The sequence below is a fragment of the Lachnoclostridium phytofermentans genome (assembly GCF_000733755.1).
Lineage (GTDB): Bacteria > Bacillota > Clostridia > Lachnospirales > Lachnospiraceae > Lachnoclostridium > Lachnoclostridium phytofermentans_A.
The window spans coordinates 187937-203162 of the sequence record NZ_JPOF01000003.1; the positions used below are offsets into that span (position 1 = coordinate 187937).

The 15226-nt window shown below is 36.7% G+C and carries 12 protein-coding genes, 1 pseudogene and 1 riboswitch; of the genes and pseudogenes, 2 read left to right on the plus strand and 11 right to left on the minus strand.

The window, feature by feature from the left end; all coding sequences use genetic code 11:
- Positions 1 to 221 precede the first annotated feature (221 nt).
- Positions 222 to 2375: a glycoside hydrolase family 3 C-terminal domain-containing protein gene (locus tag CC92_RS0106290; protein ID WP_029503810.1), complete on the minus strand. Its 2154-nt coding sequence runs from the start codon at positions 2373 to 2375 to the stop codon at positions 222 to 224.
- A 629-nt stretch (positions 2376 to 3004) separates the two neighbouring features.
- On the opposite strand from CC92_RS0106290, the gene CC92_RS0106295 reads away from it, so the two are divergent.
- A complete protein-coding gene (locus CC92_RS0106295) occupies positions 3005 to 4660 on the plus strand; it encodes a glycoside hydrolase family 43 protein (RefSeq protein ID WP_051650802.1) in 1656 nt (551 codons plus the stop codon).
- Positions 4661 to 4977: 317 nt separating this feature from the next.
- On the opposite strand, the gene CC92_RS0106300 is transcribed toward CC92_RS0106295, so the two are convergent.
- From CC92_RS0106300 to CC92_RS0106310, 3 genes are read right to left on the minus strand one after another with little or no spacing between them, the layout of a single operon-like run.
- Entirely contained in the window at positions 4978 to 5895 is a 918-nt protein-coding gene (locus tag CC92_RS0106300) for a SufB/SufD family protein (protein ID WP_029503807.1), read from the minus strand.
- Positions 5896 to 5898: 3 nt separating this feature from the next.
- Complete coding sequence (locus CC92_RS0106305; RefSeq protein ID WP_029503806.1) at positions 5899 to 6621, minus strand: ABC transporter ATP-binding protein; 723 nt, start codon at positions 6619 to 6621, stop codon at positions 5899 to 5901.
- A complete protein-coding gene (locus CC92_RS0106310) occupies positions 6615 to 7448 on the minus strand; it encodes an alpha/beta hydrolase (RefSeq protein ID WP_029503805.1) in 834 nt (277 codons plus the stop codon). Before CC92_RS0106310 ends, CC92_RS0106305 begins: the two co-directional genes overlap by 7 nt.
- Positions 7449 to 7929: 481 nt before the next feature.
- On the opposite strand from CC92_RS0106310, the gene CC92_RS0106315 reads away from it, so the two are divergent.
- On the plus strand, positions 7930 to 9219 hold the full coding sequence (locus CC92_RS0106315) for an HlyC/CorC family transporter (protein ID WP_029503804.1): 1290 nt from the start codon (positions 7930 to 7932) through the stop codon (positions 9217 to 9219).
- Positions 9220 to 9225: 6 nt separating this feature from the next.
- On the opposite strand, the gene CC92_RS0106320 is transcribed toward CC92_RS0106315, so the two are convergent.
- The 7 genes and pseudogenes from CC92_RS0106320 to CC92_RS0106345 form a co-directional block, all read right to left on the minus strand.
- Positions 9226 to 9393 carry a hypothetical protein gene (locus CC92_RS0106320; RefSeq protein WP_155998404.1) on the minus strand — a complete coding sequence of 56 codons (168 nt, stop codon included), beginning with the start codon at positions 9391 to 9393 and terminating at the stop codon, positions 9226 to 9228.
- 47 nt (positions 9394 to 9440) lie between these two features.
- The gene (gene mgtE / locus CC92_RS0106325) at positions 9441 to 10772 is read right to left on the minus strand and encodes a magnesium transporter (RefSeq protein WP_029503801.1); all 1332 of its coding nucleotides are present in this window, start codon (positions 10770 to 10772) and stop codon (positions 9441 to 9443) included.
- A gap of 69 nt (positions 10773 to 10841) precedes the next feature.
- Complete coding sequence (locus tag CC92_RS22475; protein ID WP_155998402.1) at positions 10842 to 11006, minus strand: hypothetical protein; 165 nt, start codon at positions 11004 to 11006, stop codon at positions 10842 to 10844.
- A 147-nt stretch (positions 11007 to 11153) separates the two neighbouring features.
- A riboswitch (M-box (ykoK) riboswitch) is annotated at positions 11154 to 11331 on the minus strand.
- Between the two features lie 152 nt (positions 11332 to 11483).
- Positions 11484 to 11867 (minus strand): NifB/NifX family molybdenum-iron cluster-binding protein, encoded by a 384-nt coding sequence (locus CC92_RS23475; protein ID WP_334290909.1) that lies wholly within the window; start codon positions 11865 to 11867, stop codon positions 11484 to 11486.
- 45 nt (positions 11868 to 11912) lie between these two features.
- Positions 11913 to 12761, minus strand: a pseudogene (locus CC92_RS0106335) (P-loop NTPase); the annotation flags it as partial.
- 12 nt (positions 12762 to 12773) lie between these two features.
- Entirely contained in the window at positions 12774 to 13157 is a 384-nt protein-coding gene (locus CC92_RS0106340) for a DUF134 domain-containing protein (RefSeq protein WP_051650801.1), read from the minus strand.
- Positions 13158 to 13355: 198 nt separating this feature from the next.
- On the minus strand, positions 13356 to 14717 hold the full coding sequence (locus tag CC92_RS0106345; protein WP_029503798.1) for an MATE family efflux transporter: 1362 nt from the start codon (positions 14715 to 14717) through the stop codon (positions 13356 to 13358).
- Between the last annotated feature and the right edge of the window lie 509 nt (positions 14718 to 15226).

Genomic DNA, 15226 nt, shown 5'->3' on the forward strand with positions numbered 1-15226 from the left:
TCATATTTACTGATATAGCATTAGGATTATTCCTAGAGTGATGCGAAAATCTATTGTTCGTGATAAAATATATCAAAATATCAATAGAAGAAGGAGATAACCTTCCCTTATCCTAGAAAAACACTTTCTACGAAATTTCTGGTTATCTCCTTAATGTCATTTTTCATCTTAATTTCTAAATCTAAACTTAATAATTCTAGCTATGCTGGTAAATTTTAGTTCTACTCACCAAGCAAAACCCTTTCAGGTGCATGGAATTTTATTCTTATTGGTTCTTTACCAGTTAACTGAATGCTCCTGGCATCTGGTTGAGAATCCCCAAGATACAACTCATAATCCCCTTGATTTAATATAAACTCACCTTCCTCGTTATATAAACCAAAGGCTCTGTCTTTTAACTCAATTAGAATGTCTCTTTCTTCTCCAGGAAGTAAGCTCACTTTTTTAAGTCCTTTTAGCTGACAATTTGGTGCATCTTCTCCTTTATATTTCACATATGCTTGTGTGGTCACCGCACCTTCATAGTTACCAGTATTTTTGACCCTTACCTTACACTCTATGTTGCATCCCTTACTTAATGTATCTGTATTGACACTAAGTAAGGTGTGCTCAAAGGTAGTGTAGCTTAAACCATATCCAAATGGATAAAGCGCCTCATTCTTCATATAGCGATACGTACGGTTTTTCATGGAGTAATCTGTAAACTCTGGCAATTCCTCTGTGGTACGATAGAACGTTACTGGAAGTTTTCCTTCTGGATTTCCTTTACCAAAAATTAATTCCGCAATCGCTCTACCACCTTGCGCCCCTGGATACCACCCCTGTAATATGGCTGGGATATGCTCGTCTGCCCAAGGTACTGCCAAAGCACTACCAGATAGAAGAACTAAAATAACAGGTTTTCCACATTCATAAATTGTTTTTAACACATCTTCTTGTATTCCAGGAAGCCCTAGAGTCATTTTATCTCCACTGGCAAACTGATTTCCCTGATCGCCTTCTTCTCCTTCTAATCCTGGATCAAGGCCCATGCAGGCTATCACGACATCGCTATGTTCACAAACTGCTCGAACCTCAGCAATGCGATCATTTTCCTGACCTAAATTGGAGATTTTCTTTTTATATAAATGACAACCTTCCGAGAAGTATACTCTAACATCTTCAGGCACAAACTGCTTGATACCCTCTAATACAGTAATGTATTCTGAAGCGGTTCCCTCATAATTACCCACTAAAGCATTACGATTATTCGCATTAGGTCCTATGACACCAATAGACTTTAACTTCTTTGGATTAAGAGGCAACATATTTTCTTCATTTTTTAATAGTACAACACACTTTTTGGAAGCCTTGATATTAAGATCTTTATTTAATTTTGTATCTACTTGGTCATAGGTAATATCGTGAAACGGAATCTTATTCTCTTCCTCAAAAAGCCCAAGTTTCATTCTCGTTGTAAAGAGACGTATCAATGCAGTATCAATTGTCTCTTCTTTCACATAACCATCTCTTACAGCCTGTAGCAAATTAACATAGATATTTCCACAGTTTAAATCACAGCCACGATTCATAGCGAGTGCAACTGACTCAACCGCATTGGAAGTAACCATATGGTGCTCGTGAAAATCTTTAATTGCCCAACAATCAGAAGTTACATGACCTTCAAACTCCCATTCACCACGTAAAATATCTTCTAAGAGTCTCTTACTTCCACAGCATGGTTCTCCATTCGTACGGTTGTAAGCTCCCATTACTGCTTCCACCTTGTGCTCTTTTACAAGTTTCTTAAATGCTGGGAGATAAGTTTCTCGTAAGTCCTGTTCCGATACTTCGGCATTAAAGCTGTGTCTAATATCTTCTGGTCCAGAGTGAACTGCGTAATGTTTTGCGCATGCAGCTGCTTTTAAGTAGGTTTCATCATGTCCCTGAATACCATCAACAAAACGCCCACCTAAGGTTCCACTTAAAAATGGATCTTCTCCAAAAGTTTCATGCCCACGTCCCCAACGTGGATCACGAAAAATATTCACATTCGGAGACCAAAAAGTCAAGCCTTTGTAAATATCACAATCTCCATATTTTTGTTGTGCATTAAATTTACCTCTTCCTTCGGTAGAAATGGTATCTGCTATCTCTTCGATTAAATCCTCATCAAATGTTGCAGCTAAACCAATCGCTTGCGGAAATACGGTTGCAACACCTGCTCTTGCAACTCCATGTAACGCTTCATTCCAATAATTATACGCCTTAATACCTAATCTCTCAATTGCTGGCGCTGAATGTAAGGTTTGAAAAACCTTCTCTTCTACTGTCATTTTCATAACTAGCTCTTTTGCTCGTTGTTTAAACTCTTGCTGTGTCTTCTCTGCTGTCATGGTAGGTTCCTCCCTAATTTAGAATTTAATAAATGCTACTCTTTCTCGTATGTTTGGTACAAGACGAGCCAGCAAGCTGTCTCATTTGTCGGAATAAAAGGTATTTCAATTCGTCTTTCTTATGAAAACATGTTGTACTGCGAAAATAGTACTATTTTTCATTCTAACAATAGATTATGATGAATTGGGTAGATAATCATTTCAAATATTGCTATGTTCCTATCATATTGTGCTAATTATTTGACACAGTTAATATATACTGCTAAATTATAGAAAATCTTAAGATTCCAGCTTCTAGGTTCTATTGCAATTTGGTTTCTATCTTAGTATCTTCTTACAAACTTTAGGTTTTGGAATGTGAAAGCTAAACGCAATATATTTACATTTTTATCATTTTGAGGTATTATTTGTCATATATTGCTTTATTTTTATCTATATATAGTGAAGGGTGAAGCATTAGCGTAAAGTAAACTTAAGTAATCCAGCTTAATTCTTATGCCTAGTGATGTATGGAAAAGGTAGGATCTTGGAATATACCAATATTATTAATCCTATCTTACTTGCATAGTAGGAAAAAATACTGTGGCACAATTTTACAAATTAATACTCTTTTGAAAGGAAATGTGATCATGCAACAGATGCAAATGAAAAATCCAATTCTATCTGGATTCTACCCAGATCCATCTATTGTCCGTGTCGGACCTGATTATTACCTTGTAAATTCTACGTTTGCTTATTTTCCAGGTGTTCCTTTGTTTCACAGTACTGACTTAATCCATTGGGAGCAGATTGCAAATATCTTAACTACCAAAGAACAGTTGGATCTGACGAATTCTCCTCATAGTGGCGGTATCTACGCACCTACTATCCGTTATCATAATGGAGTTTTCTATATGATTACTACCAATGTCTCTCATGGTGGAAATTTCATTGTAACGGCAACAAATCCATGTGGACCTTGGTCCATGCCTTATTACCTTAACGGCGCAGATGGCATTGACCCTTCCCTATTTTTTGATGATGATGGCAAATGCTATTATTGTGGAACCAAGGGTCGACGGGAAGGCGCTGCCTTTTTCGGTGATAATGAAATTTATGTTCAGGAACTTGACCTATCCACTATGGAGTTAATTGGTGAATCCTATGCCATCTGGCATGGGGCGTTAAAAGGAGTAGAATGGGTAGAAGGCCCTCATTTATACAAAAAAGACGGATGGTACTATTTAATGATAGCGGAAGGTGGCACAGGCCTAAATCATGCTATTACAATGGCAAGAAGTAGGTCAATCCTAGGTACTTTCGATGGGTGTAAAAGAAATCCAATTTTTACACATAGGCATCTTGGAAAACATTATTGGGCAATTAATACCGGCCATGCAGATATCGTTGAAACACAAGAAGGCGATTGGTATATGGTCCTATTAGCAAGTAGACCAACCAATGGATATTGTCTGTTAGGAAGAGAGACTTTTTTAGTCCCTTTATTATGGGAAGATGGTTGGCCTATTATAAATCCTGGAGTTGGGCTATTAGAACAAAATATCTCAATACCAAATAATAAGAATATTCCCTTAGAAAGCGTATCAGAAGAATCGATGTATCATGAAGAAATTGTGGATTCAAATCATGAACCTTATGAGAATACACCGCCAACTCATACGAATGAATCTAACTTAACCTACAAGGATATGAAAGAAAATTTTTGCTACAAAGAATTACCACCTTATTTTATGTATTTAAGAAATCCCAAGAAAGTATATTATGAGATTGGAAGAAAAGAAGGTCTTCGCTTGTACGCTTCTTCCGTCAAACTAAATGCAGATGATTCACCGACTGCTATCTTTCTTCGCCAAACAGACATAAACTATACCTTGGATACGAAAGTAAATGCTACACTAACCAATGAATCAAGCGAGGCTGGAATTCTATTGATGCAAAGCAATCATTACCATTATCGCTTTTGTTTTAGAAAAAGTACCTTGCCAACCATTACTTTGATCGCTTGCGAAGCTGGTAATGAAAAAATTGTAATAGAAAAAATACTTCCGAGAATTCCCCAATATCTCCGTGTGATAGAAAAAGGACTACACCTTAGTTTTCTCTATTCTTATAATGATGAAAATTATGAAAAACTGATATCCAATGTTGATGCAAGCCTTCTTAGTACAGAACGTGCTGGAGGATTTGTAGGAACTTGCTTAGGACTCTATGCTTACACTCCTTCTACTAACTTTGGTGAGGATTATGCAGATTTTTCTTATCTTCACTATCAGATACATAGGTAATTTTAAATATATCAAAAGTTGGGGCTTGAATATAAATAGGGAAGCTAAGAATTGTGTTTTTATCATTATTTTAACTTTGATGTTTTCTTTTGGCTTTGATGTTTTCTTTTGGCTTTGATGTTTTCTTTTGGCTTTGATGTTTTCTTTTGGCTTTGATGTTTAAAATTTATTAGTAACACAAACTTTAAAAAACGAGATAGGTCAAAATATGAGCGAACTTAGTTCCACTCATATTTTCTACTTATCTCGTTTTTACCCGATCTTATACAATCCTCTTCTAACAATTCTACATCCTTACAAAACAAACAAAAAACCTATTATTTTAGGAATCCATTCACAATCTGTGCTTCTGCCTCAGCTTCCGTTAATCCAAGGGTCATTAACTTTGTAATCTGCTCCCCTGCAATTTTACCTATTGCAGCTTCATGAATAAGACTTGCTTCCAAATGATTTGCTGTAATTTCTGGTATCGCACTAACACTGCCACGATCCATTAAGATAGCATCGCATTCCGTATGCCCATAGCACTTATTATTTCCATTAATTTTAGATAAGAAGATTTGGTGAGAATCCTCCTTTGCGACAGAACGAGAGATTACGTTGGCTCCACAATCTTCACCATTTAGATTCACTTCAAAATCAGTCTTTGCATACTGTTTTCCGTGTGTCATTATCTTCTCTTTAATTATTAACGTTGCCTTATCCTCTAAGGTCGCCTTTGTTGTACGAACAGTGGAATCCACACCTTTGATTTGAACAGTATCCATCTCCATGGTACCGCCCTCTTCAATATGAATAATTGTCTGTGGATTTAAGATTCTCTCACCGCTGCCATCCCCAGAACCATAATGCTTCTCAACATATTTTACTTTTGCATTTTTTCCTATAAAGAAGCTATGAATTCCATCATGCTCTGCCTTATCGGAACCACCGTTATGAATACCACAACCTGCAACAATTGTGACATCCGCATCTTCTCCGATAAAGAAGTCATTGTAAACTAATTCTGTTAAGCCACTCTGGCTTAATACCACTGGAATATGAATACTTTCATTCTTTGTACCCGGCTTTACAATAATATCGATACCTGGTTTATCTGTTTTTGTAACAATATCGATATGTTCTGTTGTATTTCTACCAGCACCTTGACCATTTACTCTTAAATTATAAGCTCCTTGTGGTACCTCATGGAGGTCAGCCACCTGTAAGAGCAATTCTTTTTGTATTGCATCCATTACTTATGCCTCCCCCTTATAAAATTTGCAGCTTGGCGATTGATTCAATAGTTTCGGTAGAATTTTTTCCTTCTCATCTACTTCTACTATACTGCCATTTGCTATTACAATAATATCGTCAGCTATATTTAAAATTCGCTCTTGATGCGAAATAATTACGATAGAACCATGGATTTCCTCATGCATTTTCTCAAATACACGAATAAGGTTATTAAAACTCCATAAGTCAATCCCTGCTTCTGGTTCATCAAATACAGATAGTTTTGTTTTTCTTGCAATTATTGTAGCAATCTCGATACGCTTTAGCTCGCCTCCAGAAAGACTCGAGTTTACTTCACGATTGATATAATCTTTTGCACATAACCCTACCTCAGAGAGGTATTCACAAGCTTTGGCTGTACTGATATTATTTCCAGCAGCCAGTGTGATTAAATCCTTTACCGTAATTCCCTTAAATCTAACTGGTTGTTGAAAAGCAAATCCAATTCCTGCTCTCGCACGGTCTGTAATACTCATCTTTGTAATGTCTTGCCCATCGAAGATAATCTGTCCGGAAGTAGGCTTTTCAATGCCTACTATAATTTTTGCAAGTGTTGATTTGCCACCGCCATTTGGCCCAGTAATTGCAATAAATTTATGATCATCTATTGTTAAATTGATATTTTTTAAAATATCTTTGTTCGTTTCACCGGAAACCCCAAAGGATACATTTTTTAACTCTAGCATGATTTATCCCCCAATCTACGTACCCAATCCGTAGCAAGGTGAATCCATCCCTGACATTCTGGGGTGACACCACGTCCATCTGAGTTTCTTGTTTCTTCATTTGCTAATGCTAACCCATGGCTTCCAACTGGGTACATATGAAATTCAGCAGAAATATTGTTCTTACGTAGTGCATTCAGAAATAATAGAGAATTTTCTACTGGCACCGAAGTATCGGTATAGGTATGCCATAAAAATACCGGTGGCATATTTTCATTTACCTGGTTCTCCAAGGACATTTTATCTACCAAGGTATCATACTGACTTCCAAGTAGTCGTAAGAAGGAGTCTCTGTGTGCATACTCTCCAGAAGTAATTACTGGATAACATAACACACATCCATTCGGTCTTAACATCTCTTTGGTAGTACTTAGTTTTTCAGAAAGAAAGTCTTCTGTCCAAAATACTCCTAGGCTTCCTGCTAAATGGCCACCTGCACTAAATCCAGATACCACAATACAATCTGGGTCTACATTCCATTCCTTAGCATGCTCTCTAACCATCTTAATACTAGCAGCTAGTTCAAGCAAAGCAACTGGATATTCCACTGGCGCTACATGGTAACGAAGAACAAAGGCATGGAATCCTGCTGCAAGGTATTGAATTGCAATCGGTTCAGCTTCACGGTCAGAAGTTCTACTATATCCACCACCTGGACAAATAATAACAGCAGGACGAATTCTATTGCTGTCTACCTGTGGTGTATTGTCCAATACATAAGTATAAAGCTTTGCATTCTCTGAAAGCTCATATCCTTCTAATTTAATATCAATAACTTCGTGCTTCATCTTAAACCTCCAAATGTACATCTGATACTAGCTTATTAATTACTCACTTTAAAAATCATAGCGAAAGTGCAACTATGCATAACATTTATGGTCTATGTATCAAATCCTTAATGTACTATGCTCTAATTTCATTCTGGTTTTTTCACCAACAATTTTCAGTATATCATACGTATGGTATTTTTTCCACAAAAACAAACAATTAGCTATCTTTGTTCCAATGAAGCTCCGCGTACATAATCTTGACATAGCGATAGCTTTCGAATATAATCTAATATGTATATTCTCATTTGGTCAAAAAGAAAAAGAACGTTTGATAAACTTTTTCTTATCAGAAATAAAAAAGAGCATTTGGAGTCTGCTTCTATTATATTATTGACCGAGAAGATATGTTCTGTTCACATAACATGGACATTGTCATGGACAAGTCCATAACACTACTCCATAGCAATATGGAATATTTTTATTATAAGGAGATGATTCTTTGGACCCCGTCGCCACGCAGCTAGTCGTGTTGTTTTTCTTGTTACTATTGTCCGCATTTTTCTCATCTGCAGAAACTTCTCTCACTACCGTGAATAAACTTCGTATAAGAAGTATGGTAGATCAAGGAGTTAAGGGTGCGAAAACTGTCAGCACATTGATTGAAGATCCTGGAAAGATGCTCAGTGCCATCTTAATCGGAAATAATGTTGTAAACCTAACCGCTTCTTCGTTAGCTACAACCCTTGCGATTTCGATATGGGATAGTAAAGCCGCAGGTATTGCTACCGGTGTATTAACCTTGTTAATCCTTATCTTCGGAGAAATTACCCCTAAGACACTCGCAACCATCCATGCCGAAAAATTAGCATTTTTTTATGCACCGTCTATATACTTCTTGACACAGATATTAACACCAGTTATTTTTATTGTGAACAAGATGTCATACCTTCTGTTGTTTCTCATGCGTGTTGATCCTAATAAAAAGTACGCAACGATGACAGAAAATGAACTCCGTACCATTGTAGACGTCAGCCATGAAGAAGGTGTAATCGAAAGTGAAGAAAGAAAAATGATTACCAATGTAGTGGATTTCGGTGATTCCCTCGCAAAGGATGTTATGGTTCCTAGAATTAATATGGCCTTTGCAAGTGTTGATATGTCCTATTCTCAATTGATTGAAGTGTTCCGCGAAGAACAATACTCAAGAATGCCCGTGTATGACGAAAACCGCGATGATATTATCGGTATCATCAACTTAAAAGATGTATTCTTTTTCCGTGGTGATTATAATGAATTTAATATTCGCGATTATATGAGAGAACCATATTACACTTATGAATACAAAAAAACCAGTGAATTGCTAAATGAAATGCGAAAAGAATCTTTACCAATGGCAATCGTACTGGATGAGTATGGTGCAACTGCTGGTTTAATTACTATGGAAGACTTACTTGAGGAAATCGTCGGAGAGATTCGTGATGAATATGACTATGATGAAGAAGATGTAATCACCAAACTTGGTGAAAACGAATACCTTGCCGATGGTTCAGCAAAATTAGATGAAATTAATGAGTTTATCGGATTATCCTTAGATTCTGAGAATTACGACTCCATTGCTGGTCACATTATACATCTGTTAGACCATTTACCAGAACAAGAGGAACAGATCACAGAAAATTATGTAACCTATACTGTATTAAAAGTTGAAAAAAATCGTATCGATAAGGTGCATATTAAAATAGAGCCTGAGTTTTATAAGTCAAAAACAGAAGAAAACGAAGCTTCCTAATGAATATTAGAGAGAGAATTCTGCAATACTTTGAGCAGAATTCTCTCTTTTCATATTAAAATACTTTATTCCAAGCGAACTCTCTTTCTGACTCTCTCGTAGATTATAAGGGAACCAGTTCTTTCTCTTAGTCACAAAATGTACCGGTAAAAAAACTTCATTTTTTTCCTTCATCTTCCATTGTATCATCCTTCAAGAAAATTCCTACACGCAGCGAATACCTATAGATTCATAATCCTCATCGCAATGGAAAAGTAAATCATAATGGAGCAAGTATCTACAATAGTGGTGATTAACGGAGCTGCCATTAATGCAGGATCTAGGTTTAAACGTTTTGCAAACATAGGAAGCATACAACCAATTGCTTTTGATAGGCATACGGTCGCAACTAAGGTAAGACCAACCACCAATGCTAATACTGGATCTTGATACTGTATTAAAATACGTAATGCATTAACAAAACCTAGCATAACACCGACTAAGGCTGCAACACGAATTTCTTTAAAGAATACACGGAACATATCCTTAGAACGAATTTCATCAAGCGCCATACCACGAATAACAAGGGTAGAACTTTGGGAACCACAATTTCCACCAGTGTCCATTAACATCGGAATAAAAGCAACCAACAGTGGAATTGCCTGAAATGCATTCTCGTATTTCGTTATCAGCATACCAGTAACTGTAGCTGAAAGCATTAACACTAATAACCAAACAATACGGTTCTTGGCATGTTGAAATACAGAAGTACGAAAATAAGTATCCTCAGATGGTGCCAGTGCTGCCATACGTTCAAAGTCTTCCGTATTCTCTTCCTGCATTACATCTATCGCATCATCAATGGTAATAATACCTACTAATCGAAATTCCTGATCCACGACTGGTAGTGCAAGAAAATCATATTTATCAAATTTTCTTACTACTTCCTCTTTATCATCATGCGTATTTAACGTAATAAGATTGGTCTCCATGATATCTGATAGAATTGTATCATTCGTTGCAAGGAGTAAGTCTTTTACTGTTACTATTCCTTGTAACCTTCTGCTCTCATCAAGAACATAACAGGTATAAATAGTTTCTTTATCCAATCCAATCTTTCTGATTTTTGCAAATGCTTCATCGACCGTCATCGTTGCTTTAAGATCAATAAACTCAATGGTCATAACGCTTCCAGCACTATCGGATGGATACTTTAAAAACTCATTGATTAGCTTTCGTTGATCTGGATGAGTTTGTCTTAATATCCTCTTTACAATATTCGCTGGCATCTCTTCGATTAAGTCTACTGTATCATCTAAGAAGAGTTCTGCCATAACATCATGTAACTCATTATCTGTCATAGCATGAATCAAACGTTCTTGTAGCTCAGTTTCCATATAGGAAAAGGTTTCTACTGCCGTATCTTTTGATAAGAACCGATATAGTAAAATCATATCTTCATTCTTAACTTCACTTAATATTTGTGCGATATCAGCACTATTTATAGTTTCTAAAACTTCTTTTAACTCATTGTAACGTTTACTTTCTAATAACTGTAATACTTTTTCTTGCATGGTTATGCCCTCCTATCATTTTCACTCAAGTTGGCATAAAACCATAGGCATCTTAATTGATAGCCACCCTTATTGCACGCCAAGGAGAAGAGACGATGTCAATTCAACCTCTATTTTTGCACATACTTCTTGTGCATATGGGGTTTTCAGTGACTTTGCTTTATTTAACTGTTTCCCCTTGACGTTACGCCTCTTTGGTTTTATGCCGCTACTACTGCAACTGCCATCGTCCATTCTCCTCACCTCTCTTTCTATAAAAAACATAGTCTTCGCTTTTGTTGTTGGATACACTACATATCATTATACCCATTACAACAAAAAAAGCCCTGCACTTTTACCAAAATCTTCGGCAAAAGAACAAGGCTTACGAATTCACGTATTCGCAACAATCAACCGTTCAAGCTTTAGCATCGCAGGGCATGGCATCCATTTAGGTGCCTTGAAATTGCGTTAGGTTATGCCTTGATTCGACACAACCTGCTAACCAACTAATAGTGTCTCCATTATTTCGCGGTAGCAATCCATATCCCTGCGGTAGCCTCACCTACCGAAGTTTAATTCCTTACATACTATACTACGTATATTTTCATATGTCAACAAACAATTTTATAATTTATCTGTCAACACTTTTATAAATTACAATTTTTCAATTCCTAATGTCTTCCATATCTTCAAAAAGATGATATTCTTCCTCTTGAAGCAATACTTTTCTTAATGACAACTGCCACAAGAACATCCACCACTGCAATTATGCTCTCCGTCTTTATGATCATGGTGATCACAGTTCGCTTCCGTGGATGGTTTTGTTGCTCCATCTAAGAAAGAAGCTACAGCAACATCAATATCACCTTGCATTCCAGGTACCACCAGGATATCTTCATCCATTAAAAGACCCATTGCAGCGCTACCAATTCCACCACAAATTACAACATCCACACCCATTTCTTTTAATAAATCTACAGTTGCAGCATGACCACTACCTGCATTTTTAAGGGTAGTTTTAGCTATCAATGAGTTTCCTTCTACTTCAAAAACAGTAAAGGTTTCACAATGACCAAAATGTTGGAATACATTATGATTCTCATCTGTTGTCACAGCTATCTTCTTTTTGATTTTTGCTGTTTTTGATTCTACTGGAAGTAATTTAGCAAGTGTTTTAGCTGCCTCATCTAGCCAATCACCCTGTAATTCTTCTGCTTTCCCAGCATCAATTGTCTTTGCAATTTCTGGATTGATTGGAAGCTTAGCCAGTACAGGTACTCCGAATTTCGCTGAGATTTCATCAATATGACTTTCTCCAAACACGCTTATCTTCTCTTTACAGTTATTGCACTCTAAATAAGAATAATTTTCTATAAAACCTAAGGTCTTAATATCCATTGCATTTGCCATGTTAACTGCTTTTGATACAATCATAGATACCAATTCCTGAGGACTAGTAACAATAATAATGCCATCTAGTGGAAGTGATTGGAATACAGTGAGAGGAACATCACCAGTTCCTGGTGGCATATCAACAAAAAGATAATCAACTTCACCCCATACCACGTCAGACCAAAACTGCTTTACCGTACCCGCAATTACAGGTCCTCTCCAAACGACAGGAGTTTCTTCATCCTCTAATAGTAAGTTTACTGACATTACTTCGATTCCATTTTTCGTGATTGCAGGTAAAATACCAAGTTCATTGGCTTCTGCTTTCTTATGAATACCAAATGCTTTCGGAATAGAAGGTCCTGTGATATCTGCATCTAAAACTGCAGTCTTATAACCCATACGATTCATAAGAACTGTAAGATAAGATGTTACGGTGGATTTTCCTACACCACCCTTTCCACTCACAATACCTATCACTTTCTTCACACGACTATACTGATTCATCGGTGCTAAAAAATCTTCCTTGGATGGTTTTCTTGAACTACAATTGGAGCTACAACTACTACAATTGCTGGAACAGCTGCTTTGTTGTTCATATACTTGTTCGCTCATGTGTTATCTCCTTTATGTTCTAGATTCTGCGTTTTTAGTCTCTTTATGGTTTGGAGTCTCTTCCTTTTCCATCTTACAGACTTTACATCGCTTTTTGCAATCGCAATGCGAGGTTGCTATGGAGTAATTTCCTCCTTCAACCAAAACGCCTTTTGCATCGCATAATGCCTCTGCACTCTTTTTTCTTGCTGAGTATAGAATACGTTGAAAAGTTCCTCTTGATACCTGCATTCTGCCTGCTGCATCTTCCTGCTCTAACCCCTCAAGGTCACAAAGCCTGAGTGCTTCCAACTCTTCTACATTCAGTGTTACATACTCTTTTTTTCCGCTTGCAGGTGTAAATACTTTATTCTGAAAATCCGCACACACCCGCCTGCATACTCCATTTCTAGGCATATTCACTCCTATAAAACATTTACTACACTAGCGAGGGTGCGCACGCACTTTCCTTTGGCGAGTATATCTATTCGCGTTTACGCACTCGCTAATACCAGCTAGCTAAGATACATTTTTAATATTTATTGTGCATATGCACACTAATTATTATAACCTAATGAGAAAGTTTGTCAATAGCTTAACTCACTTTCCTTATGTTTAACTTACTTTCCTTGCATATTGTTTTTCAACCTGTTTCATAACAATATGATAGGATACAAAAAGTAAAACAGCTGCTGCTACCCAAGCTGCTGGTCCTGCAAGACAAATACCAGCATATCCAATCAATCCAGGTAGTACAAATGCTGCAACAGAACGAGCTACCAATTCGAAGACTCCTGCCATTAAAGGCATAAAACTTTTTCCGACTCCTTGTAATACATTTCGATATACAAAGATTAGGAATAAGAATGGGAAAAAGATAGAGCATAATCGTAAATACATTAACGCAGCATCCATGATTGCTTGGTTATCTCCAACATCAAATAAATATAATAATGGCTTTGAGAAAATTTGTAAGAGTATCATTGCTAGTACAGCAAAAGAAAGGGTTAGCATCGCACACTTTTTAACACCGACTTTAATTCGGTCAATTCGATTCGCCCCTAAATTCTGTCCTGCATAATTAGCCATGGTAACGCCAAAGGTTCCTGCTGGCTGTGTTACCAACTGTTCCACTTTTGAACCAGCGGTAAATGCCGCAATCTTATCTTCTCCAAAAAGATTAAGTGCGCCTTGTAAGATAATCACGCCAATTGCTGTAATCGAGAACTGAAATGCCATTGGTAATCCAATCTGCAAATGTTTCCAGGCAAATCTTAGGTCCAGCTTAAAGTCCTTCTTTGATAAATGAAGCATTGGATATTTTACATAAGTATAAATTACACAAGCAAGACCAGATAAAAACTGAGATATTACGGTAGCCCAAGCTGCCCCTGCTACCCCCATATCAAAGGTAAGAATAAATAAAAAGTCAAGTCCTATATTTAAAACAGAAGAAACCGCCAAAAAATAAAGCGGTGTCTTGCTATCTCCAATTGCGCGAAGCAGACACGCTATCATGTTATAGAGCATACAAGCAAACACACCTAGAAAAATTACTATAATATAATCGTATGCCTCTTGTAATATTGTATCTGGTGTATTTATCAGTCGTAATAATGGTTTTGCAAGCAATACTGCAAGTACCGTCATAACAACCGTGATAAAAATTCCAAGCATGATGGAAGTAGCAACGGAGCGCCTTAATCCTTCCTCATCTTTCGCACCAAAACGTTGTGCAGCTATTACTGCGATTCCTCCTGTAATTCCAATAACAAAACCTAAAATCAAAAAACTTAGCGGTCCCGTTGTACCTACTGCTGCTAACGCATTTGAGCCAAGACACTGACCAACGATGATTGTGTCAGTCATACTATAGAGCTGTTGGACTACATTCCCTATCAGTAATGGTATGGAGAAGAAAAGTATTAATTTGGTTGGACTCCCCTGCGTCATATCTTTTGCGCTTGATCTAGCCATTTTAACCTCTATTCTGACGCTTCTTACGCCTTTTTTATCGTAGACATTTTGTGCTAACACATAACAATGTCAGTAGAAAAGTAGCTTTTAACTAACCTACTTCCTTGTTTAATATTTTAACCATTAACGCTACCATAGGATACCACGATATACTGGAACTCGCAATATGTTTTTCCTACAGAAAAAACATCTTTCTTATCATAAAGTAGTTCAATTATACTAGTTATCATACTCTCAAAGAAACTATTTCTATCCAAAAAAGAAGGCTATGAAAGCAAGATATTTTATAGAGATATGATTTAGAATCTATGTAAGTTGTAGTTGAGGAAATTCTAGAAGATTAGTATGTTGTGGTTCGGAAAGTTTTAGAAGATATGTATGTTGTGGTTAAGTAAATTTTATAAGATAAGTGTATTATAGTTGAGAAAGTTATAGAATGTAATCCAATAGATGCAACAAAAACAACTCGGATATTTCCTTAAAAAGTACAGGGCTTTCTAAGATTTATC